Source organism: Clostridium taeniosporum (assembly GCF_001735765.2).
In the GTDB taxonomy this organism is placed as follows: domain Bacteria; phylum Bacillota; class Clostridia; order Clostridiales; family Clostridiaceae; genus Clostridium; species Clostridium taeniosporum.
This window is the reverse complement of sequence record NZ_CP017253.2, coordinates 281,732-305,821: the sequence shown is the minus strand read 5'-3', so window position 1 is coordinate 305,821 and position 24,090 is coordinate 281,732. Positions and strand designations below refer to the sequence as shown.

The window sequence follows — 24,090 nt, the reverse complement described above, 5'->3', positions numbered from 1 at the left end:
TTAGTCCTCCTTTTCTACAGGAAATACTTTACTTCCATCATTTATAAGTGTTATTCCACCAACAACTACTGTATCATCAGAATTAATTCCAGATTTAATTTCAATATTATTTGATGTTTCTATTCCTGTCTTAACAACTGTTTTTATAGCTCTATTTTCATCATTTACTATATATAAATATTTTTTACCATCTTCTTCAAATACAGCTTTTTTAGGAACAGTTATTGTATTTTCATTTTTTTCTAAACTTAAATTAACTTCTGCAGACATCCCAGCTTTAAAAATGTTTGATGAATTATCTATTAATATTTTTATTTGATATAAAGAGGTTTTTGAATCTACTACTAATGGAACATATTGAACTTTTCCATTTATAGTTTGTCCATCTATTATAACTTCTAAATCTTGTCCAGCTGAAAACTTATTTATATCAGCTTGTGCCACATTTATATTAACTTCTAAAGTGTTTGGAGAAGAAATGATAAATGCTGGCTGTTGTTGACTAATCATTTCATTAGAATCACAGTTTTTAGTTGTAATTACTCCATCAACTGGTGATACTAATGTAAGCTTATCTAAATTACTAGATGCTATTTCATATGCTACCTTAGCTTGTTCTAATTGTTTTTCAGCTAACTCTTGCAATTGAGGAATACTCTTTTCTGTTGATGTTGTATATGATTTTTGAGCTACATCTAATTGTTGCTTTGCTTGATTAAAATTAAGCTCTATTTTTTTATATTGATCTTCACTTATTGCATCTGCTTGATATAATGTTGTATACATGTCATAATTTCTTTTTGCTTCATCATATTGTAATTGAGCAAGTTTCAATGAACTTTCTAATTGATTTTTTTGACTTTCTATGCTTCCGCTTGTAGTATTATTATAATTTGCTTGTGCTAAATCTAAAGCTGCTTTTGATTGATTAACACTATTATTCACATCATCACCTTTTAAAGTTAAAAGTACATCCCCTTTTTTAACTTCTTGACCAAGTGATACATATATCTTCTCTACTGTTCCAGCCATTTCTGCTGTAATAGAAGTTTCTGTAGCTACTTTAGTAGTACCTGTAAATGTATTCTTATTTTCTATACCACTGTTTTTAGATCTTTTAACTGACACTGCTATTGATTTTTCTTGTTCTGTATGTACATCTTTCTTTCCACAACCAACTAACAACATCATATTAAATACTAATAATAATGCTAAATATTTTTTCATACTTATTGCCCTCCAACTTTTAATGTCATTTTTAATTAAAACAATTCATATAAATTTTTCTAAACATCTCCTAACATTTAATATTTTTATTATCACGATTAAAGTCATATTTCTCTAAAAAATGTCTATCAGTATCTAAATTTTGTCAACATTAGTATTAATTAATAAAGTATAATTAATTATAAATTTATAATTATTCTAAGTCAATAACTTTCCTTCTTGTGTCTAAATAATTATTAGTTTATAATCTATATTGTATTTATTAGAATTTTAAGGAGTTGTACTAATGCATAAACAAGATTTAGATAAAATTTCTGATTCTTTATTAACTTTTTTATTTTTAGTGAAAAATAATATTTTTAGTGAAAATGATTTTATAAAAAATTTTCCTAAACCACCAAAAAAAATCGAAGATTATATGAATAAATTTCCAATGCCACCATCTCATACAAAAGTAATTCTTTATCTGCATAAAGCAAATTCTTCTCCAATATCTCAAATAGCTAATAACTTAGGTATATCTAAATCTAATATGACACCTATAATAGATAAACTTATAGAATATGGTTTAGTTAATAGATATTGTGATGAAAATGATAGAAGAATACTTAGAGTTGAGCTAACAAAAAAGGCATTAGATATATTTGAAGAATTTAGAAATGCTGCAAAAGCTAAATTAGTAAGTAAAATCGAAATTTTAGATGATGATGATTTATACACATTAAACGATTGTGTATCAAAGCTATACAATATAATGAAAAAAATAGAAAAAAAATAAGACGAATAAAATCATTCGTCTTATTTTTTTTATTTCATTTATTTTATTTATAAGTTTAGGCTAACTTCAACACCATAATGATCAGATATTACATCTTTATTAATTCCATTAAATATTACTCTAGATGTCAAGACATCTAACTTTTTATTACTTAAAATAAGATCTAATCTTAACTTTTCCTTATTTTCATCCCAACCATCTATTTTTCCTTTGACCGTAATTCCATTATCACATTCTTTGGATATTTTAAATGTATCAACTAAACCTTTACTAAGCAAATAATCATATCCTTCATTTCTTATAAATGCATTATTATTAAAATCACCCATAAAAAATATAATTTTATCAGAAGTATTTTCCTGTAATAATTTTTCTACTTGATTTTCAAATGGTTCTTCTTCATCGTCCCACCATCCTAGATGACAAGAATAAAAATCTATATTTTTATTCTTATATTTAAATGTAATCTTTACAATTTTTCTAGTCTTCCAATACTGTATATTTGTTGCTTTAGTTATAAAAAATGATTTTTCATTAATTATATTATGCTTAGTAAATATTGCTAAACCTTCTTGATATTTTCCATAACCTATATGAGAAAAATCCCAGAAAAAATTATAGCTAGTATCATATTTATCTAATTCATATTTTAATAGTAATGCAAAATTATCTGCTTTTAAGTTACCATTAATAATTTTTGCATCAATAGATTGACTTACTTCTTGAAGTGCTATTGCATCATAATCTTTTTCAACTATTGTTTTAGCTAAATATTTTATTTTATCTAATTGATTTTCTTCTTGCCAAGAATGACAATTTAAAGTTAATAGTTTCACTTTAGTACACTCCTAATATATCTTGAATATTTGATTTTAAAACATCAGCTTTAGGTCCATATATTGCTTGTATTCCTTTATCTTTTACCACTAAACCAAGTGCACCATTTTTCTTCCATTGTTTTTCATCCGCCACTAAAGATTTATCTTTAACTGTTACTCTTAAACGTGTCATGCAAGCATCTACATCTACAATATTTTCTCTTTCACCTAATAATGAAATTATTTTTACTGCTAGTTCATCACCTGACGCATTTGAATTTGATGAATTTTGTGAAGAATCATCATCTTCTGAGTCAATATAATTTCCTCTTCTACCAGGAGTAGCAATCTTAAATTTCTTGATTAAGAAATTAAATGTAAAGTAATTTAAGAAGAAAAATACAATTCCACTTATTACAAAATTAACTAAATCCATTGATAATCCTGCTTTAACAAACATAGGAATACGAGTTGTAAATTCTACAAATCCAAAAGCTTGTATTCTTAAATTTATTATATCAGCTAATGCAAATCCAATACCTGTTATAATAGCATATACTCCATAAAGTATTGGTGAAACAAACATAAACATAAATTCTATTGGTTCTGTAACACCTGTTAAAAATACTGCAAGCCCTGCTGATAAAAACATTGATTTATATTTATGTCTCTTATCTTCATCAACATTTCTGTACATTGCAAGAGCAACACCCATTAATGAAGCACTTGAAAGAACTACTTGTCCATATTTAAATCTTGCTGGTGTAACTGTTGATAATAAATTGTTATATGTGGACATATCTCCTGCACCTTTTAAGTTTATTAAATCTGATATCCAAGCATACCATAATGGATCTTGACCTGCTATAACATGTCCTGCATTAGAACCTGTTAATATTGTATAAACTCCACCTAATTCAGTATAGTTTACTGGTATTGTAAGCATGTGATGTAATCCAAACGGTAATAGTAAACGTTCTAAACAACCATATATAAATGGTGATAATATAGGTGCTGTATCCTTAGATGCTGCAAGCCATACACCAAAAGCATTTAAAGCTGATTGAGCAAAAGGCCATATAATTGAAAGTATTATTGCTGTTACTATTGAACCTGCTATAACTACAAAAGGAACAAAACGTTTACCGTTAAAGAATGATAATGCATTAGGTAATTTATTAAAGTTATAATATTTATTATATAATGTAGCTCCTAAGAACCCAGAAATAATTCCAATAAAAACTCCCATATTTAGAGCTGGTGCTCCAAGTATAGATGTAAAATAATCTCCTACTACTAATTGTCTTCCTAAAAGTGATGTTACTGTCGCAGTTTTGTCTCCTAACATTGCTGAACTAACTCCAAATATAGCACCTGTAATACGGTTAGTAAGTATAAATGCTATTATCGCAGCAAATGCTCCACCTGCACGTTCTTTTGCCCAAGATCCACCAATTGCCACTGCAAATAAAACATGTAAATTACCAATAATACCCCAACCTAAGTCTTCAACAACTCTTGCAATGGTTTGCACTAAAGCTAAATCTACAGACATTCCTATTAATTTTCCAAGACAAATCATTAATCCAGCTGCTGGCATTACAGCAACAACTACCATAAGTGCTTTACCGAATTTTTGCCAAAATTCAAATGAAAATAATTTTTCTCTTTTTGCTTTCATCTTCTCCACCCTATCCTTATAATTATTTTTTCTCAATACCCTATTACCATAAAAACTTAGTTTTAAATTAATTTATATAACCTACATTCCCAAGGTTTTAAATTTATACTATTAATTTCATCATGCTTATCCACATGATAATTAGATAAAATTAAATTTTCAAATCTTAATACTTCTTCATCATATTTATATAAATTTTCATTATCTGATAAATTACATATAATCATATATTTTTTATCATCTAAAATTCTCATATATGAATATATATTTTTATCTTCATCTAATATAAGTTTGTATTCACCATAAATTAAAGTTTCACTATTCTTTTTAATTTGTATCATTCTCTTATAAAAATTAAATACTGAATTAGAATCTTTTAATTCAGATTCAACATTTATTTCTTTGTAATTTGAGTTAATATCTATCCAAGGGTTATCAGTTGAAAATCCTGCATTTTTACTACTGTCCCATTGCATTGGTGTACGAGAATTATCTCTTGATATTGCCCAAATTTCTTTAAGTGCGTCTTCTTTTGAAATTCCTGCTTGTACTCTTTCATTAAATATGTTTACTGATTTAATATCATCATATTTATTTATATCTTCAAATTTAACATTTGTCATACCAAGTTCTTGTCCTTGATAAATGAATGGGGTTCCTTGTTGCATAAAATACATTAAACCTAATGCCTTAGCACATTCTTTTCTATAGTTTTTATCATTTCCCCAAGTTGAAACAACTCTTGGAATATCATGATTTTCTATAAATAATGCATTCCAACCTACACCATTTAAATTGTTTTGCCATTTTGTTAATGCTTTCTTTAATGCAACTACTGATAATTTACTATCTGAGTCATAATCCCACAAATCAAGATGTTCAAATTGAAATACCATATTAAATTTTCCATCTTCTTCTCCAACCCAAAGCTCTGCTTCTTCTGAATCAACACCATTAGCTTCGCCAACAGTCATGATATCATAATTTTCAAAAGTATTATCAGCAAGTTCAGCTAAAAATCTATGTATTCCTGGAAAATTCATATGTTTTTCAAATGAAGATACATATCTTTCATTTTTTTCACTTTTAATATCTTCAAATGTTTGATCTTTTTTAATATGACTTATAGCATCAACTCTAAATCCATCAATGCCTTTTTCTAACCACCAATTTATCATTTTATATAATTCGTTTCTTACTTCTGGATTTTCCCAATTTAAATCAGGTTGCCTTTTTGAAAATAAATGTAAGAAATATTCATCTGTATTCTCATCATATTCCCATGCAGGACCTTTAAATATGCTTTCCCAATTATTAGGTTCAATTCCATCTTTACCAGATTTCCAAATATACCAATCTCTTTTAGGATTATCTTTTGATGACTTAGATTCTATAAACCATTTATGTTCATCACTTGTATGATTAATAACTAAATCAATAATTAACTTCATTTCTCTTTTATGAACTTCCTCTAATAAATCATCAAAGTCAGCCATTGTTCCGAAATCTTCCATTATATCTTGATAATCACTTATATCGTATCCATTATCATCATTAGGAGACTTGTACATTGGACATATCCAAATTACATCTATTCCTAAGTTCTTTAAATAATCTAACTTAGATATTATTCCTCTTAAATCACCAATTCCATCCCCATTAGAATCTTTAAAACTTCTTGGATAGATTTGATAACCTATTGCTTCTTTCCACCAAATTTTTTTCATTAGTAAGTACATTCCTTTCGCAATCGATTGCATAAAATATAAAATTTAAATGACTAATTTTATATACTAAGAAATATATGATCTAATCAGATATTTAGTAATGTAAATTCATCATTTGTGTTTAAAATTAACTGTTATCTAAATTTTGTACCTTAATTATATCAATTATTTCAACCGATTACAAAAGATTTTTTTCCTTTATTAGATAAAAATTATACTTAATCCTTTATTTTTCATATTCTTTCTCACAATTACAAAGTATTTCTCGCAATCGGTTGCAAAAAAACTTATACAGATTCAATAAAGCATTATTTTATTGAATCTCTAATTACCAAGTTTGTATCTATTATATAATGGTCAACACTTTTATTACTATTTTCTAATGAATCTATTAATATTTTAGCTGCATAATATCCTAACTCATATGCATTTATATCCACTGATGCTAATGGTGGATTTTGAAATTCTGCTAATTGAGTATTATTAAATCCTATTATAGCTATATCTATTAAATTTTCTTCTTTAAATACCTTCAATGCACCAAAAGCTAACATATCATCTTCTGCTACAATGGCATCTGGAATCTTATGCTTTAAAAGCTCCTTAGTAGCTTCAATTCCTTCTTTTTCAGTAAATTCTTCTTTGATTACAATATCTTCATCTTTTATATTAATCCCATTCATTTGACATGATACCTTAAATCCATTAATTCTATCTTTAGTTAAATTCCACTCTTTTCTAGCTCCTAAAAAAGCTAACTTTTTTTTGCCTTTTTTAGCTAATTTATTAACTAAATCATATGTTGCTTTAAAATTATCATTATCTACCCATAAAATTCCTTCTGTCTCTTCTGGTCTACCTATAACAACAAATGGAAAGCCTGTTTCCTTTAAATATTTTATATTACTATCATTAGACTTAGCTCTTAATAGACAAATTCCATCCACTAAATTACTGCTTATAAAATCCTTTACATGATGTGCTTCGTGTTCTTCATCTTTACTGAATGCATAAGTAATATAATAATTCTTGCTTTGAGCAAAAACACTCATTCCTTTCATTGCTTGGATAAAAAACGGATTTGTTAATAAATCCTGAGCTTCATTAGGAAGTATTACTCCTACTATTCTTGTTTTATTATTTGCTAAACTTCTAGCAATAGCATTAGGTTTATATTTTAATTTTTTAACAGCTTCCCTAACCTTATTTTTAGTTTCCTCACTGATTTGACTACTATTTGATAGCACTCTAGACACAGTAGAAGGCGAAACATTTGCTTCTTTAGCAACATCTTTTATAGTAACCTTCATAAACCCCTCCAAAATCCATGACTATATCCTAAAATCACAGTTAAAATTTCTTATTAATTCTTCTTTTTGTAACCTAGTTAGTCTCTTTATTCTATACTCTCTTTTCATAGCCTCTTTTTTATCTTCGAATATTTCATAATATAAAAGTTTAACTGGAGTTCTCCCCCTTGTATATTTTGCCCCTTTGCCTAAAGAATGCATTTTTACTCTTTTCTCTAAATCATTGGTCCATCCTGTATACAAGGTTTTATCTGAACATTCTAAAATATAAACATAATTCATATACAAATTCCTCAATATTTTATTATGTATTATTAGTAATTATTATAACATAAAGTAGTTAATAATTTTATATAATAAATAAAAGTGTTTGCATAAAGCATAGGAAAATAAATTTAGCATAAACATATTTTTAAGTTTATTTATACTAAAAAAATGTGAATTCAAATTTAATGAATCCACATTTTTTTAAAGTTATCCACACTTTTTTCATAAATGAAATTGTTATCTACAAAAATTGTGCATAAAATTGTATATAAAATTTATAAAACTCGTATATTGTTTATTAAGAAATATAAGGATTAATATAACACATAATTTTTAATCTGGATCTCCATATTGCTCCATCATCTCAATAGTTTTAATATCTGGTAATATATTATCTAAATTATAATCATAAACATTAAAATCTATTTCTTTTGCTAATAATTTTGAGATTATTTCTTCTCTTTCTTCATCAAAAACTACTTTGTCCCTTACAACCTCTATAAAATTATCTATGTTATAAACTTCACATTTTCCTTCAGCTACTCCTAATTGAGTACATATATTTCTTCTTGGTTCCTCTGCTCCAATTTCTGTTGCATCGTTATAATCGTTTTTGTCAATTTTATGATCTATAACTCTTTCATAATATATATTTATATAAGCTTTTGCTAATTCTAAATCATTAAATCCTTTAGTATCACCATTTGGCATAACTAACAAATATTCATTATACGGAACTATATTCATAAGCATTTCCTCCTTAGCATGTACTTTTAGACATTATCTTATTTATACCCCAGTTTTATAATTGCTATTCTATAAACAAAAAACTTGATTTTTATTCTTAATATATACATTTTTTATTGGATTTCCACTTAAATTTAAATACTTTAAAATCTTGATATTACATATGAAACTAATATCAGTTATATTATTATCACTTAAATCTAAATACTCTAGTTTCTTAATATTCTTTATTAATGAAATATCATTTAAATAAGTTTCCATTAATTCAATCTTTCTTAAATTATCACAATATTAAACTCCTTCTAAACTAGCTATTTGGGGTTCATCACTATAGTGTATAATTTTTAATTCAATAATACTTTTTAAATCTTCTACTTTAATATCTCCACTTAATTTTCTAATCTTTTTTCTTATTTCATGTTCAAATTGTTTATCTAAAAAAAGTGCCTTCATAAATTGTTGCTCCTTAATTATTAATATGTTCCAAAAAATCCTGGAAGATGTGTTCCATGAAGTAAAATAAAATAATTATTCAATCATAATTATTTGCTGGAAATACTTCTATACTCGGTCCACTTATTTCTGGAGCCCAACAACATTTATCTAATGATGAACTTATTATATCATTTTGTGTTGTATTGATTGTTTTAGTTTAAATAAATATAAATAGAGCCAATGTCTCTTAAATTAGGAACACTAGCTCATATTGTAAGTTTAATATATTATTTCTAAATCATTTCTTTTCTGTTGAAGTTTTCTTAACATTTCTATATCATTAATTTCATTATATTCTAAATTAATTTCTTTTAATTTATCTAATTTTTCAATTCCATTTATATTAGTAAGTAAATTGTCTTCTAAATTTAAAATTTCTAATTTTTTTAGCTTTTCTAATGGCGAAATATCACTTATCTGGCACCCACTTAAATTTAATTCCTTTAATTGAAAAAGATTTTTTAATGGAGCTATATCTTTAATTAGATTTTGTTCTGCTGTAAAATATTCTAAATTTGTTAATGATTCTATGCATGAAATATCCGAGATTTTATTTATACCTACATTAATACTAATTAATTCCTTTAAATTATGAATTGCAGAAATATCCTCTAAATTATTAGCAAATAAATCTAACTTTTTTAATCTTTTTAAATTAGATAATGGTGTTAAATCATTTACTTTGCTATTATTTATAGCTAAACTTTCTACATTATGCAAGTTTTTAAACTCTTTTATAACTTCTAATGTTTTTAAGCAACTTGGTAAAGTTATCTCTTTTAAATTCTTATATCTATCTAAAAATTCTAAATCGAAACAATTTTGTGGCAACCCAAATGATCTTATTTTATCCGGATTATTTAATTTAGGAACCTCACAATCTGTTCTTTCTAAATTAATACGCTCCAAACTTCTTATATCATTAATATAATCTATATTTTTTATTGGATTTCCACTTAAATTTAAATACTTTAAAGTCTTAATATTACATATGAAACTAATATCCGTTATATTATTATCACTTAAATCTAAATACTCTAGTTTCTTAATATTCTTTATTAATGAAATATCATTTAAATAAGTTCCCATTAATTCAAGCTTTCTTAAATTATCACAATATTGAATTCCTTCTAAACTAGCTATTTGGGGTTCATCACTATAGTGTATAATTTTTAATTCAATAATATTTTTTAAATCTTCTACTTCAATATCTCCACTTAATTTTCTAATCTTTTTTCTTATTTCATGTTCAAATTGTTTATCTGAAAATAATATTTTCATAATTATTGCTCCAAATTATCTCTGTTTAGATTTTATGCAGTTACTTTCTATTCTAACATTTTGTATTTTTGCTCTAAAACTCTATTTATCGTATTCTTAGAGAATCCTGTATTTATAAAATCATCTATTATATTATTCTTTATTGTATTCAATCATTACTTTAATAGCTTCTGTTAACCAATCCCAAAAGCAATTATATTCTTTTCTTTGCTCATATCCTACTGATGCAAAATCATGTATTATCTGAACTCTTTCACCCTTATTTGCTTCGAAACATGCTATATCATCATTATCATCTCTTCTTGCAAAAGGTATAAGTTTTCTATTTGGATACCTTTCTCTAAGTCCTTTTAATGTGTTTATTACCCTTTCTTCATCCATTATATACCACTGGTCAAAGTCTACTAAATTTAACTTTATAACTTTTAAAAATGGCTCTGGATATTTAAATTTATAACTTGTTAATTTATCTTCTAAAAATTCTATATTCACAGTTACTTACCTACCCTTTTTACAATATATTAGAAATACTTCTATACTCGGGCCACTTACTTCTGGAGCCCAACATTTATCTACTGCTGAACTTATTATATCATTTTGTGTTGTATTAATTATTTTAGTATAATCTGAATATAAATAGAGCTAATGTCTCTTTAATTAGAAACATTAGCTTTATTAACTATATTATAATTTTTTTATTATTTTTAATGTATCAAAATCCGATGCTTCATTTAATCCAGAAGCGTATAGTAAAGGACTTTCATCTCTATGCATTTCGTAAATTTCTCCATGCTTTAACTTAATAAATTTTCTTAATTCAGATAAAGTACTATCTACATCTAACTTTGAATATAATTTTTTATTCATAATAATACTTAAATATTTATTATTTCTAGTAAAAAGTATATTATAATCAAATGAAGCAGTAATAAAATTATTTGGTAATGAATAAACTGATAGCCATTTAATATTAGTATCATTATTAATAGATTTTATTACCTTTCTTTCATTTTTATCCAGACTTAATACCTTATTTGATTTAATAGAATCACTCTCGATTGAAATATAATTAGGCTTATGTCCTAATCTCTCAATAACCCTTTTGCAATATTCATACCAATCAATCCAATTATTTTTATATTCAACTTCTCCATATAATGTTATTGATACTACTATCTCTTTATCCATATACTATCCTCCTATTTTTTAATTCTCTTTATTTTAGAAGTACCAGCTCTATCTCCCATAATTTCTTTATTTATTTCCATTCTATCTAATAATTTTTCTATAGAATCTGTTTTACTAGGAACTTCTACCTGATCTATCATGCCATCTTCTCTTACTCCCATTATATCTGGTCTATTGTTAGGCTTTGCACCTATAATTTCATTTCCTATACCTTTATTAACATATATCTTTGTATATTTACCACTGCTAACCATGTTATTTACTTCTTCTAATATTGCTTCCCAATGTCCTTCTGTGCCATTCTTATGTGGTTTACTTGGCCATACAACCTCTGTACCATCAATAAAAATAATATTATCCATCTCATCAGATTCATCCATTGGAAATGTTTCTATATTAGGTATATCAATATCATCATATATTGGGAATGTTTCTATACTAGGCACATTTAATCCATCATCTGATGGGAATACTTCTATATTAGGTATGTCTATTTGCGTTGTATTGATTGTTTTAGTTTGAATATAAATAGAGTTAATGTATCTCTGATTAGAAAGCATTAACTCTATTTTTAATTATAATATATATTTATTTTTTCTCTTTATAATAAAAAAATTATTCATTTAAAATATCTAAGCCTTTTTTATAGCATTATCTTATATTTCCTTAATTAATTTATTAAGTTCTACAAACAAATTATCATCTTCCACTAAAATTATTTTAAGAAATATAGGTTTATTAATTCCATATTCTTTCAATGTAAGAGTTTCAGCTAATTCTTTTAAACACTCAATTAATATCCTAAATCTATCTTTATCTTTTTTCATTAACTTCATTGGGTTAGTCCATATAATTACTACTTTTTCTTTTCCCTGATAATCAAACCCTCCCCAAAGCGAATCCACTAAGGCATCAAAATTAACCTTTCCTGAAAGTGGAGGATCTTGTGGCAACTCTTTTTTAAACCATTCAAATAAATCTTCAATAGATTTAATGTCATTACCTTTAATATTATATATATTATACCCTGTATCTTCTAAATCTTTATACACATAACTATTATCTTTACTACTAATACAATATATTCCATTTAACAACTTCATTTTCTATACCCTCCTTATCTAATCCTAACAAATGCAGGTTCTCCAGCATCTTCATAATGTGTCCAAGTATAATATACTTCACCAGTATCTATATTTTTTACTATTCTTCTAGGTCCTGCATTGGTAATTCCTAGTGGTGGTGCGACTCTATATTCCCGATAACTTCCAGATGGTAAATCTCCATATCTATTCCTAAAAGGAATTGCCCATCTTCTTGATAAATTACCATTAGGTATTGTTCCATCATCAACATGTTTTAATGAATCTAATAATGCTCTTTCTTCATCAATTGGCAAACTTTTTAAAGTAATCCAAGGAATATCATCAATATTCTTAGTATCTCCCTCAATAAAAATAACATTTCCCGTCTCGTTCTGCTTCTCTGCTGGAAAATCTATAATTATTGGTGTTTCAACTCTTTGCTCTGGAAATACTATTATATTATTTGGTTCCTCTACAATTGCTGGCGTATCTAATATATCTAATTATAAAAATGGCTAACATTTATTATTTAAAATATTAGCCATTATAATTTTTATTATCTATTTAATTTCAACTTACTACATTATTAATATTTAAATATAAAAATTTTCTCAGATTTTTTATGCTTTCTGATTCAATCAATTTAGAATTTATCTCAGATATCTCATTTATTAATAATTGACTATCTTGTACAACTCTTTTAATAAATTCATTTTTACCGACAGTTATGCCCTCCCATTTATATTTCTCGAATTCTTCCATAGGCTTATCTACTAATGATTTATTAATATTTTTTAATTTTAACTTTATCTTTCTTACATGAATTAAGTTATCATTAACTTTTAATTCAAGCCATATATTATCAGTATCTAAAATATAAAATGCTACATAATTATTTTGATTTAATGTATAAATGGCTTGATTTAGTTTTGTTAACCACCAGACTAATAACTCCTCTGAAAAAGGGATTTCATCATTTATATATCCTATCGTTTTATTATTAAAAGTAATTTTTATTTGTCCTTCTATATCTCCATCAAATTCATTTACAAACTCGTTTAAACTCATTTTTTTTATTTCTTCTAATGTTTCATTTAAAATCTTATGTTCAATTGTAAACATCTTATCCTCCCTATAATCCAAAATCATCTAAAGTATAATGGTGCGATCCATACGCAGTACCAAATTTACCATTATCAATATAAACATTAATTTCTTCACCATATACTTCTACAGTATGCTTTCCATTGATTTCACCTTGTTCTATGATTGTATCATATGCCTGTTGCGCTGCTTCAACAACTTTTTCTTCTGACCAAGATGGATTAAAGAAACTTCTTTCTGATATATCCATCTCTAAATCTTCTCTTGGCATAGTCTTTATTTTATATTGTAAATTATTTTTGACTCGATTAAATGTATGCCTATTCAATATATGTTTTACTTTTCCTTTTGTTATAGTATTACTTATTCCATCAATAAAAATAATATTATCCATCTCATCAGATTCATCCATTGGAAATGTTTCTATATTAGGTATATCTGCTACATTAATTACTTAACTCTTATTTTCCTTTAAGTCTTTATATCCCAGTTTAAAATTCCTAGTCCCTAGTTATCTTGACTTTTAAAAGTATTGGTATTATTTCAGTAGCATTTTCTACATCACCTACTATGAATCTAACTTAAAGTAAAAAAATATCGACACTATTAAAGTATCGACATTTCAGTTAAAACTATATTTTCTTTTAATTTAGGTGAAAAGGGGGTTAAGGTGGTAAAGATTTTAGAAAGTATTTTTTAGTTTCATCAACTAGAATTAACTTTTTAAAATTATATGCCACTCTTCCCCCTCTGCCCCATGCTCACTACTTTATTTAGATTATGCAGTTTATTTTTTCATAATCTTTATCTAAAATACATTACATTAACAATTTATTCAAGTTATGCAGTAAGTATATTATTAATTATGCTGTTAGTTTCAATCTATCACTATCAATTTATAACCTTTCTACATCTGTAAGTTCTGACCATAACGCCTTCCTACCTAAAGTATTCATTACACTTTCAAAGTTATCACAATTATCTTCTGTTATATCTGTATCTTTCCACACAGTATCACGCTCATCACAAATATACAATATCACCTCTGTTCCTTTTATAGTTGCCTTATTTATTACTCCTTGACCATCACAAAACGGACAATATATCATATTCTTCTCCTCTTTATTACATTCAAAATCTAATTACATTTCTATCAATAATATCTTCTAAAACTGAATTTTCAATTCATTATAACAAGCCTTCCTTAAGTATTCCGAAAAATTAAGAGCTAAGCATACTTCCCCATCGAAGTCATGGTCAAATAGAATTATTTCTTTACTTGGTGAATTAAAACCTATTGGATTTCCTGCTCCATCTACACCAATTACTACAAAATCTTTGTACTTATTAGGTAATTCACCTCTGAATTCTATTGTTTGATTAACAAATGATGGAGTAGATACAAACTGTGCTTCTCCTAACCCTAATATAACTGTAGCTCCAACAACTCCACATCCAAACATACAAATAAACTCAATATAATCTTCTGGTAATTCAACACCTATCAACTCTTTAGCTTTATCAACTTCTTCAATTGTAACTTCACCACCAAATGACTCTGGCACCATATCAAATTGCTCCTTAATAATGCTTAAAATATTTTTATTCACTTTATAACACCTCTTCTTATTAATTCTTCTGCATACCTAGCTTTCCAATATTGTGCTCTCCATGCATTAAAAGCTTCCCTTTCAGCACCACTACCTACTCCACCGCTATTACCTAATGGATGCTGTTTTATATTACCCATCTTATGATTGGGCCTAGGTATTTCTATAATTGGTCCTGCTACATTTTGTTCATGATGATGTAGTATAATAGTATCACCATTTATGTCTTTTGGAGATAAACCTTCCTTATATTGAAATTGTAACTGTTTATCCGAAAGATGTTCCAAAGAACGTTGAGCTCTTACTTCCAATCCCCTAAAATTAGCTGAATAATTATCTATTCTGGAGAATCCATCCAAAGACTCCATAGCTTTATCAAGTGGTATATCATAATTAAATTTAGGTTTACTAACCCCCTCAATAAAAATAACATTTTCCTTTTCACTCTGCTTTTCTGCTGGAAAATCTATAATTATTGGTGTTTCAACTCTTTGCTCTGGAAATACTTCTACATTATTTGGTTTCTCTACTATCATTGGCGTATCTAATATAGTAGTTGATGGTACTTCTGTTGCTGGTATATCAGTAATAATTATTCCCTCATCATTATGTGCTGGAAATACTTCTATACTCGGTCCACTTACTTCTTCAGCCCAACACTTATCTACTGCGAACTTATTATATCATTTTGTGTTGTATTAATTATTTAGTATAATTTAGATTAAATAAAAATAGTTAATATTTAAAATTATAAATATTAACTATTTTTATAACTGTTGTTGATATCATTACTTTTTCATTCTAAAAAATATTACAACCAATATTTAGCACCATCATTCTCTATAAATTCATCTATAAATTGATTAAAATCATTTGATATTATGCGCCATTCACTTGGTAGCTCTTCTGTAAAACAATCTATAATTTTTTCTCCATTAAATGCAAGATAATTATCTTCACCAATATATTTAGCAAAGATTATCAACTCTGAATTCCAATCTTCCTCAAATGTGTTAATTAGATAGTTATTTATTTTAATAAAATCATTTGTACTAAGTATTATTAATCCATCCAATTCTTTATAATTAAATAAAGTACATCCATTAAAAGTTTCAAGAAAATTTATAAACGATTTTGGAAATTTAAAATTAAGTTTATTTTCTACATAAGTTATTTCATTTTCAGTTGCTGGATTATTAAAGTTAAATCCAACTTCAATACTATTACCTTCACTATCAAATATATTTAATTTTAAATCTATCAAATTATCTTTTAATTTCAATATTTTTTCTACTGACATAAAAATTCACTCCTCATCTATGGATAACTTCGCCACCAATTAGTAAACGGTTGATGTTCATCTGGCTGAACTAATGGAATTAAATTTTCAAAACTATTATCCCCTCCTTTTGATAAAGGTTTTATGTGATGTATATTAACATTTCCTTCTGGCCAAGGTCTTCCTTGACTTATCCACCATTCTTTAAATAACTCCTTATATCTTGCAGTAAATTTTGGTCTTAATCTTGCTGAATTATTTGGTACATACGGACCATCTGGAAAAGGTATTTCTCCATATCCATCAACTATTACTTGAGGATAAGCAACTCCTTTTCTATTAGTTACTCTTATGTCATCAATTTCATTAAATAATATAATATTATCCATCTCATCAGATTCATCCATTGGAAATGTTTCTATATTAGGTATATCAATATCATCATATATTGGGAATGTTTCTATACTAGGTACATTTAATCCATCATCTGATGGGAATACCTCTATATTAGGTATATCTGCTATATTATCTAATGGGAATACTTCTATATTAGGCATGTCTATTCCATCATATGCTGGAAATACCTCAATTGTAGGTTCATTTATACCTTCTGAAATCCAACATTTATCTACTGCTGAACTTATTATATCATTTTGTGTTGTATTAATTATATCACAAATTCTGCTAGTAGCACTGCCTACTACTAAACCAGATATAATACCACTCATTTCTTCAATATCAGAATCTATACAATCCTGATTATCAGATACAGTAGAATCATCTATTGTCATTCCTTGTATTAATTCTTTAATACCTTCATGAGCAACTACTATTGCAGTTGCCGCTGCTGCTAATCCTAAAACAATTTTTGCTGTAGTAATAATCGCAGACACAAGTTCTATTGCCGCTGGTATTAATACAAATGGCATTAATAATCTCCCCCTCTCTTAAAAACTAGATTATTAACGTTTAATCATTTTTTATTTTCAAGTCTTACAGCTTTTCCATTGTTTATAACATATACATTAGTTAACTTAGCATTTTTTAATTTTGTATTTCTTAAAATACAATCCTCGAAAACTACATCTTCTAAAATGCTAAAACTAAAATCTGTTGTTCCTAAATCACTAGATATAAAACGACATTTACTTAATTTAGCTTCTTTTAAATTTAATCCAACTGCTTTACATGATTTTAAGATAAATTTTTTTAGATCTGATCTTTTTAAATTCATGCATGTTATATCCTGATTTTCAATTTTAAAATTCTCTGCTTTTAAGCCTGTCCAATAACTGAATACCAATTTTTCTATCTTATTTTCTTTTAGTTCTTCTTTAAAAATATCTTCACTTTTCTCAAAATTATCATAATAATATACTGTTTGAGAGTAATCCTTATAGTCTCCATAACTAATCCTCAATGTTTCGTATTTATTCATTTCATTAAAGCTAATTTCTTCATCATATTGCTTAAGATATTTAATAAAAAAATATGTTAAGTATTCATTGTAACCAGCAACTTGTCTTAAAATATATTGATCTACACTACAAGCTTTTATTTTTCCTACATACTTCTTTATTTTTTGATATAAATCATTTCTAATTTCTTCTAATCCCTCAAATATATAATCTATACTAAACACTTCATATATCATGTCTCCTGCATACCACTCTTTACCATAAGCAATTGCTGTTATATCATAAGTTTTATTTAAAATACCGATTTTAAGTATTGAAAAATCTATATATTTTATTTTAAATTCTTCATCTTTCTTTGATTTATCAGCTATTTTCTTTAAGACTTCTAATATTTGATTCTTTAATTTATCTTCATTTTCTAATATATTTAAAAGTACTTTTTCTTTATATTTTTCTAAAACTGGTTTAGCTTCTTCCTTTAAAAATTTTTCTTCAATTTCTTTCATGAATCTATTTATCTCCCTCATTAATTTTAATAAGCTCCGATATTCCTATCATGATTTTTTCCCACTTATTCTTATCTTTTTCTAAACATGAAAAAACTAATATTATACATTGCTCTCCTAAATCTATCATTTCAATGTATTGATACATATAATCATAAGCTGTTGGCATCCTAAGCTTTATTGTGTTTCTTGGATAATTCATATATAAATCTTCTGTAATACTTGAACATTCCACATAAAGTTTATTTTTCTTTAATAACTGTTGAAGTACTATATTAAAATCAATCTTCTGTCTATCTGTATCATCAATATTTATTTTGCTTAATAGAATATTTAAATTCTTTTCTTTATTCCATAAATATTTTGATTCATCTTCTAAATAATCCTCAAAAAAATTTTTAATTATAGGAAAAGTAATCATTCCGTCAAAGCAATCTTTATTTTCAAATTCAAATTCAACGCCATTATAATCTAATTTCCCATTTTCTATAGCTAAAGTAACTTCTTCTTGAGATATTTCAGGCAATATTTCTGCTTCTATATTTTTTTGCTGAGCTTTTAAAATTTCTCTCTTTTTAGCTACCTTTTTAATTTTTTGCAATTTAGCAATCTTCTCATCTAAAAAAGACATTTCTATTCCTCCACCTGAATTTCTTCAAAAATCATTCCCCAAAGTTCTCTTCTAACGGCACTTTCAACAATATCTAAATGAACAAAAATATGCTTTGGTGAAAACTGTGTAGTCTCCATTTCTTTTAATCTAAATACAGGAGAGTCCTTAACTTTTTTATGCTTTATTATTTTTTTATTTACTGAATGATCTTTATGATAAGTTGAATTATCACTTAAACCTTCTATTAATGGAGATTCTACATCGTAATATTCTTTTTGAATTTTATTTTCTATATTACTAAACATAACTAGATTAAACTTTAAATCTTCACTATACATTGCCATAACTTTTTTTAACTCTGCAGAAACAAAAAAACGTTTTTTATAAGCTATAAAATCTGGTACTGATTCTTCTTTTCCCTTAAAAGAAACTATACCTACTATTTCTTTTTCTTCCTCATCTGTATCTAGTTTTTCCCACTCTAAATTTTCAATTTTGTAATCATAACTTATTCTGTTATCTTGTATCATTTCAAAATACTTCATAAATAACTGCTCTCCTAATAAAAATTTATTTTATCTTCCTAGTTTTACGATACCTTTTATATTATTTTCTTCTTTAAGTTGTATAACCTCACTTGGATTTACACTACTTCCTACGCTTCTAGTTATAGTTACACAATTTTTTGCTGATATGCTTATACTTCTAGGCTTTACTGGATTTTTCTTAGCATCAAAAGGTGCTTTACTTCCAACCTCAGCTTTCTTACTAGCAGATAAATTTATATTGTTTCCTGATATACTTACACTTCCATTGCTGCTTAATGTAACCTGAATACTTTTTCCATCATCTTGAGCTATTTGAATCATATCTGGTGACATTAAAAGTTCTTGTCCATTTTCTGTAGAATAAGATTTATTCCTTGGATTTGATATTTTGTTATAATATTTAGCATTACTTTCAGCGCTTCTTATAGCATTAGTTACATTAACTTTTCTTTCATCACCAGTAAAAAAAGTAATGTGAACTTTGCTCCCTACCATAGGCATAACATAAAAGTTGCTTGTTTCTCTGCAATAATCAAACCACTTATTACTTGCATCATCTTTATAATTATCATTTATACAAAAATAAATTTGCATTTCATTGTTTTTTACATTCTTAACAATGCCTTCTAAACTTACTCCTTTAAGCTTATGATTGATCTTGCATTCTGTAATTATTCCTTTTAGAAATTTCAATTCATATGTATAAATGATTTCACCTTTTTTAATTTTCATCTCTACTTTATATACACAAACCTTTTGACCATAATAAGTAAACTCAGTTCCTAATGGAAAATATTCTTTATTATCTAACTTCCATCCTATAAAATCCTGCTCATATAAACAGTCCTTTGTTACACTCTGCATAGTATTAAAAAAATCAAATTTCTTCTCTATTTCATTAAATGAGTTTTCCAAAACATACTTATTACTTATAGTTTCTACTCCAAAATGAAATCTAATTACATCACTGCCACTATCTACTACAAGTACACTTTTAAAATGTGATGCTAGACGTTTTAAAAATTCAAAGTCTGTTTCTTCATACTGAACAATTAAATTATCAATACTTTTTCCTTCTGTTATATTGTCTTTAAAGATATAATTTTTATATTTACTCAATGTTTCATTAATTACATTCTCATATGTAGATTTTAAATTTGTAAAAGCATGGTTATTTCTTTTTATATCTAAATTATAAGAATAAGATATTGATTTTATATTTAAGTATGATAAATGATTAATACAGCTTATTTTAAGCTCTATTATTTTTCCAACATAAATTGTACTGTTGTTTATAATAATCTTAATTTGTTTATTTTCTGTATCTTCATTTAAGTACTTATCCACATTATTTTCATCTATAAGTGCTTTAATATTAAAAGTATGGTGTTCATTAATTTCTGCTTTAAAATTTAAATCTTCAATTTGTAAAATTTCATATGGTAGTTCTACCTGTATATTTTCATAATTCATAATCATTTAAACTACCTCCTTTATTACTTTCTTTGACCATCATCAGATATCTTTATTAATCCACCATATAAACAAGTCAATTCACATCCACTATTTAATGCCAATTCTCCATTCAAATACACATCTTTTTCGCCTTTCATCCACTTATTACATATAGATGGCTTACATGGTACTGGCTTCATACCATTTTTAATAACTTCAGGATTTTTTTTGCTTTCGCATAGTGGAAATGGTGTAATATTTATATTAGGTTTATTATCTGCAATTGTAAGCATTACTTTTCCATGAAGTTCTAAGTTTTCATTATCTGGTGATTTATTTAGTACACTTTCTCCAATTGCCTTAGAGCACTTTATCTTAGCTTTATCCACGACATATGATATTCCCATTGATTACACCCCCTTAATTAATTTTCACTTTTGTTCCATTAAGTACTACATTTCCTCCATTATCTAAAGTTACTTTTCCACCTTTGTCACAACTAATCTCTACATTATCTTTACCTGATACAACAACACTGTCTTCTGCTCTAATAGAAATATTTTCACTTGCATTTAAACTTATACTTCCTCCTGATATACTTATTCCCCCTCCACTGCTTAAAGTAATTGTTGCACTGTCATTAGCTGAAATTGTAATACTGTCTTCACTAAAAATTATCTTCTTTCCATTTATAGTTGTTATATACTTAACAGATGGATCTGCATTTATCTTATGTATACAGCTTATTGCAAATGCTTCATTTTCATCATTAGTTGGGAAATATACTCTTGCTCTATCATTAATTTCAGGCATAAAATACCATCCACTTCCATCAGGTGATGCAGCTATGGTTGAATATTTAAACCAACAATATTCACTATTTTCATTTTTTCCGTCTATATCTAGTTTTACTTTTATTTCATCACTTGAAACATCGGTGACAGTTCCCTCTAATGATATTCCTTGTAATTTTTCATTGTATATTCTGCATTGATTTTGTCCTTGGCTAGTTTGTAAATCATAAGTAGTTTCTAATATTCCATCTTCTATTTCATAAATTAATTTAGAAATAGAAAAAAAGTGCCCCTTAAAATTAACGCAAGCACCTAATTCCAAAATATCATGACTTTTTACGTTATAATTTATATACTGATTTTCATCAGAATCCGGTAAATCATTTTCTTTAATTCTTTATCAAATTTTAAATTCCATTATACTTGTTTTAGTATTTTTACTTTTTATTACTTTTTTAAAATTGCTAATTCATATTATAAAAGAATAAAGTGGTCTACAACCTGCTTTTTAATTTAGAATTTTGGTTGAAGTCTTAAGACATAAAAAAAGAACCATCATAAAATGATTTTTAATCACCTTATGATAGTTCTCTATAAATTCCTTATTATCATGTTTGCTTGTCACAATTTTATATCATTAACAAGCTAAAACGACACTATATATTTTTTAGTATTCTTAAGTCCAATTAATCTGTCCAGCTTTACCTATAAATATGTCAACATATGACTAAATCATAAATTATCCTTTATATTTTAGATAAAATTAAGTTAGCTAAACCATGAGCCATTTCATCTATTTCTGCTTGGTTTTCACCTTCTAGCATAACTCTAACTAATGGTTCAGTTCCTGATGGTCTTATTAAAACTCTTCCTACACCATTTAGTTTTGCTTCCATTTCTTTAATAGCTTCTACTATTTCTGTATCTTCTAAGTATATATTCTTTTTATCATTAGGAACAGTTGCATTAACTAAAACTTGTGGTAATTCTTTCATTACAGAACATAATTCTGATAATGTTTTTTCTTTCTTCTTAACTATTGATGCAACTTGAAGAGCTGTAACTAGTCCATCTCCAGTTGTATTGTAGTCTAAGAATATAACATGACCTGATTGTTCTCCACCTAATACATAGTTATCTTTAGTCATCTCTTCAAGAACGTATCTATCTCCAACTTTTGTCTTTTCAAGCTTTATTCCTAAATTTCTACATGCAATATCTAAACCTAAATTACTCATAACTGTTACAACTAAAGTATCTTCTCTTAATTTTCCTATTTCTTTTAGATAACTTGCACATAACATTAATATAAAATCACCATTTATTAATTTACCATTTTCATCAACTGCTAAACATCTATCTGCATCTCCATCAAATGCAAAACCTAAATCGCAACCTTTTTTAACTACATAATCCATAAGTTCCTCTGGATGTGTTGATCCACAATTTTTATTTATATTAGTTCCATCTGGATTATCATTAATTACAAAAACATCAGCACCTAAATCTCTAAATGCTTTTACAGCAGATTTATAAGATGCACCATTAGCACAATCTAAAGCTATTTTCATTCCTTTTAAATTATAAGGAATTGTTTGCTTTACAAATTCTGTATAGTCTTCTAAAGCAGCAACTTCTATCTTTTCTCTTCCTAAGTCTATTCCTATTGGATTTGGTACTCCTTCAAAATCACTTTCAATTACCTTTTGGATTCCATCTTCTAATTCATCAGAAAGTTTATATCCTTTGTCATTAAAGAATTTTATTCCATTGTATTCTACTGGATTATGAGAAGCTGATATCATTACACCTGCGTCTGCATCATATTTTCTTGTTAAATATGCAACTGCTGGTGTTGGAACTACTCCTAATATTACTGCTTCTGCTCCAACTGATAATATACCTGCAACTAAAGCAGATTCTAACATATCTCCAGATATTCTTGTATCCTTAGCTACTAATATTTTTGGTTTATGTGCACCTTCTGTTAAAACATATGCACCTGCTCTACCTAAATTATAAGCCATTTGAGCTGTCAACTCAGTATTAGCAATTCCTCTAACTCCATCAGTTCCAAACATTCTGTCCATATTTTTACCTCGCTTTTTTATTCTCTCACATATCTAATTACTATATTATTATGAAATAATAATAAATTT

30 protein-coding genes are annotated in these 24,090 nt (G+C 26.6%); 1 reads left to right on the top strand and 29 read right to left on the bottom strand.

From position 1 onward, the window contains the following. Positions 1 to 1,227 carry an efflux RND transporter periplasmic adaptor subunit gene (locus BGI42_RS01525; RefSeq protein WP_069678646.1) on the bottom strand — a complete coding sequence of 409 codons (1,227 nt, stop codon included), beginning with the start codon at positions 1,225 to 1,227 and terminating at the stop codon, positions 1 to 3. A gap of 286 nt (positions 1,228 to 1,513) precedes the next feature. Here BGI42_RS01525 and BGI42_RS01520 point away from each other — a divergent pair, with 286 nt between their 5' ends. Further along, positions 1,514 to 2,005 carry a MarR family winged helix-turn-helix transcriptional regulator gene (locus BGI42_RS01520; RefSeq protein WP_069678645.1) on the top strand — a complete coding sequence of 164 codons (492 nt, stop codon included), beginning with the start codon at positions 1,514 to 1,516 and terminating at the stop codon, positions 2,003 to 2,005. A 47-nt stretch (positions 2,006 to 2,052) separates the two neighbouring features. Here the strand turns inward: BGI42_RS01520 and BGI42_RS01515 are convergent, their stop codons facing one another. The 28 genes from BGI42_RS01515 to glmM form a co-directional block, all read right to left on the bottom strand. Then, the gene (locus BGI42_RS01515) at positions 2,053 to 2,841 is read right to left on the bottom strand and encodes an endonuclease/exonuclease/phosphatase family protein (protein ID WP_069678644.1); all 789 of its coding nucleotides are present in this window, start codon (positions 2,839 to 2,841) and stop codon (positions 2,053 to 2,055) included. A 1-nt stretch (position 2,842) separates the two neighbouring features. Then, positions 2,843 to 4,504 carry a PTS transporter subunit IIBC gene (locus BGI42_RS01510; protein ID WP_069678643.1) on the bottom strand — a complete coding sequence of 554 codons (1,662 nt, stop codon included), beginning with the start codon at positions 4,502 to 4,504 and terminating at the stop codon, positions 2,843 to 2,845. Positions 4,505 to 4,566: 62 nt separating this feature from the next. Then, positions 4,567 to 6,231: a glycoside hydrolase family 13 protein gene (locus BGI42_RS01505; RefSeq protein ID WP_105165891.1), complete on the bottom strand. Its 1,665-nt coding sequence runs from the start codon at positions 6,229 to 6,231 to the stop codon at positions 4,567 to 4,569. A 308-nt stretch (positions 6,232 to 6,539) separates the two neighbouring features. After that, entirely contained in the window at positions 6,540 to 7,541 is a 1,002-nt protein-coding gene (locus tag BGI42_RS01500) for a LacI family DNA-binding transcriptional regulator (RefSeq protein WP_069678642.1), read from the bottom strand. 21 nt (positions 7,542 to 7,562) lie between these two features. Beyond that, positions 7,563 to 7,823: a GIY-YIG nuclease family protein gene (locus BGI42_RS01495; protein ID WP_069678641.1), complete on the bottom strand. Its 261-nt coding sequence runs from the start codon at positions 7,821 to 7,823 to the stop codon at positions 7,563 to 7,565. A gap of 318 nt (positions 7,824 to 8,141) precedes the next feature. Further along, a complete protein-coding gene (locus tag BGI42_RS01490; protein WP_069678640.1) occupies positions 8,142 to 8,555 on the bottom strand; it encodes a hypothetical protein in 414 nt (137 codons plus the stop codon). 69 nt (positions 8,556 to 8,624) lie between these two features. Continuing rightward, a complete protein-coding gene (locus BGI42_RS16345) occupies positions 8,625 to 8,825 on the bottom strand; it encodes a leucine-rich repeat domain-containing protein (protein ID WP_275542705.1) in 201 nt (66 codons plus the stop codon). A gap of 21 nt (positions 8,826 to 8,846) precedes the next feature. Beyond that, positions 8,847 to 9,008 carry a hypothetical protein gene (locus BGI42_RS16340; protein ID WP_242984738.1) on the bottom strand — a complete coding sequence of 54 codons (162 nt, stop codon included), beginning with the start codon at positions 9,006 to 9,008 and terminating at the stop codon, positions 8,847 to 8,849. 261 nt (positions 9,009 to 9,269) lie between these two features. Next, a complete protein-coding gene (locus BGI42_RS01480; protein WP_069678638.1) occupies positions 9,270 to 10,331 on the bottom strand; it encodes a leucine-rich repeat domain-containing protein in 1,062 nt (353 codons plus the stop codon). Between the two features lie 132 nt (positions 10,332 to 10,463). Further along, entirely contained in the window at positions 10,464 to 10,823 is a 360-nt protein-coding gene (locus BGI42_RS01475; protein ID WP_069678637.1) for an SMI1/KNR4 family protein, read from the bottom strand. Positions 10,824 to 11,015: 192 nt separating this feature from the next. After that, positions 11,016 to 11,519: a hypothetical protein gene (locus BGI42_RS01470; protein ID WP_069678636.1), complete on the bottom strand. Its 504-nt coding sequence runs from the start codon at positions 11,517 to 11,519 to the stop codon at positions 11,016 to 11,018. 11 nt (positions 11,520 to 11,530) lie between these two features. Next, positions 11,531 to 12,079 carry a hypothetical protein gene (locus tag BGI42_RS16155; protein WP_069678635.1) on the bottom strand — a complete coding sequence of 183 codons (549 nt, stop codon included), beginning with the start codon at positions 12,077 to 12,079 and terminating at the stop codon, positions 11,531 to 11,533. Positions 12,080 to 12,175: 96 nt separating this feature from the next. After that, positions 12,176 to 12,622, bottom strand: a complete 447-nt coding sequence (locus tag BGI42_RS01455; RefSeq protein WP_069678634.1) for a barstar family protein — start codon at positions 12,620 to 12,622, stop codon at positions 12,176 to 12,178. Positions 12,623 to 12,636: 14 nt separating this feature from the next. Then, entirely contained in the window at positions 12,637 to 12,918 is a 282-nt protein-coding gene (locus BGI42_RS01450) for a ribonuclease domain-containing protein (protein WP_242984737.1), read from the bottom strand. Positions 12,919 to 13,174: 256 nt separating this feature from the next. Further along, positions 13,175 to 13,726, bottom strand: coding sequence for a hypothetical protein (locus BGI42_RS01445; protein WP_069678632.1), 552 nt, complete (start codon positions 13,724 to 13,726; stop codon positions 13,175 to 13,177). A gap of 10 nt (positions 13,727 to 13,736) precedes the next feature. Further along, positions 13,737 to 14,120: an EndoU domain-containing protein gene (locus BGI42_RS01440; protein WP_069678631.1), complete on the bottom strand. Its 384-nt coding sequence runs from the start codon at positions 14,118 to 14,120 to the stop codon at positions 13,737 to 13,739. Positions 14,121 to 14,604: 484 nt separating this feature from the next. Continuing rightward, positions 14,605 to 14,817: a hypothetical protein gene (locus tag BGI42_RS01435; protein ID WP_069678630.1), complete on the bottom strand. Its 213-nt coding sequence runs from the start codon at positions 14,815 to 14,817 to the stop codon at positions 14,605 to 14,607. Positions 14,818 to 14,874: 57 nt separating this feature from the next. Then, positions 14,875 to 15,318, bottom strand: coding sequence for an SMI1/KNR4 family protein (locus BGI42_RS01430; RefSeq protein WP_105165890.1), 444 nt, complete (start codon positions 15,316 to 15,318; stop codon positions 14,875 to 14,877). Next, entirely contained in the window at positions 15,315 to 15,854 is a 540-nt protein-coding gene (locus tag BGI42_RS16335) for an HNH/ENDO VII family nuclease (RefSeq protein ID WP_105165889.1), read from the bottom strand. The genes BGI42_RS01430 and BGI42_RS16335 overlap by 4 nt, the downstream gene beginning before the upstream one ends. A gap of 275 nt (positions 15,855 to 16,129) precedes the next feature. After that, positions 16,130 to 16,618 (bottom strand): SMI1/KNR4 family protein, encoded by a 489-nt coding sequence (locus BGI42_RS01420; RefSeq protein WP_069678629.1) that lies wholly within the window; start codon positions 16,616 to 16,618, stop codon positions 16,130 to 16,132. A gap of 17 nt (positions 16,619 to 16,635) precedes the next feature. Further along, complete coding sequence (locus BGI42_RS16150) at positions 16,636 to 17,526, bottom strand: HNH endonuclease (protein WP_069678628.1); 891 nt, start codon at positions 17,524 to 17,526, stop codon at positions 16,636 to 16,638. Positions 17,527 to 17,570: 44 nt separating this feature from the next. Continuing rightward, the gene (locus BGI42_RS01405; protein WP_069678627.1) at positions 17,571 to 18,521 is read right to left on the bottom strand and encodes a pentapeptide repeat-containing protein; all 951 of its coding nucleotides are present in this window, start codon (positions 18,519 to 18,521) and stop codon (positions 17,571 to 17,573) included. Between the two features lie 4 nt (positions 18,522 to 18,525). Further along, the gene (locus BGI42_RS01400; RefSeq protein ID WP_069678626.1) at positions 18,526 to 19,152 is read right to left on the bottom strand and encodes a hypothetical protein; all 627 of its coding nucleotides are present in this window, start codon (positions 19,150 to 19,152) and stop codon (positions 18,526 to 18,528) included. Positions 19,153 to 19,154: 2 nt separating this feature from the next. Continuing rightward, a complete protein-coding gene (locus tag BGI42_RS01395) occupies positions 19,155 to 19,679 on the bottom strand; it encodes a hypothetical protein (RefSeq protein WP_069678625.1) in 525 nt (174 codons plus the stop codon). 30 nt (positions 19,680 to 19,709) lie between these two features. Further along, positions 19,710 to 21,161, bottom strand: coding sequence for a hypothetical protein (locus tag BGI42_RS01390; RefSeq protein WP_069678624.1), 1,452 nt, complete (start codon positions 21,159 to 21,161; stop codon positions 19,710 to 19,712). A gap of 17 nt (positions 21,162 to 21,178) precedes the next feature. After that, complete coding sequence (locus BGI42_RS01385) at positions 21,179 to 21,544, bottom strand: DUF4280 domain-containing protein (RefSeq protein WP_069678623.1); 366 nt, start codon at positions 21,542 to 21,544, stop codon at positions 21,179 to 21,181. A 13-nt stretch (positions 21,545 to 21,557) separates the two neighbouring features. Beyond that, positions 21,558 to 22,253: a phage baseplate assembly protein V gene (locus BGI42_RS01380; protein WP_242984736.1), complete on the bottom strand. Its 696-nt coding sequence runs from the start codon at positions 22,251 to 22,253 to the stop codon at positions 21,558 to 21,560. Positions 22,254 to 22,677: 424 nt separating this feature from the next. Then, positions 22,678 to 24,021, bottom strand: a complete 1,344-nt coding sequence (gene glmM, locus BGI42_RS01375) for a phosphoglucosamine mutase (RefSeq protein ID WP_069678622.1) — start codon at positions 24,019 to 24,021, stop codon at positions 22,678 to 22,680. Between the last annotated feature and the right edge of the window lie 69 nt (positions 24,022 to 24,090).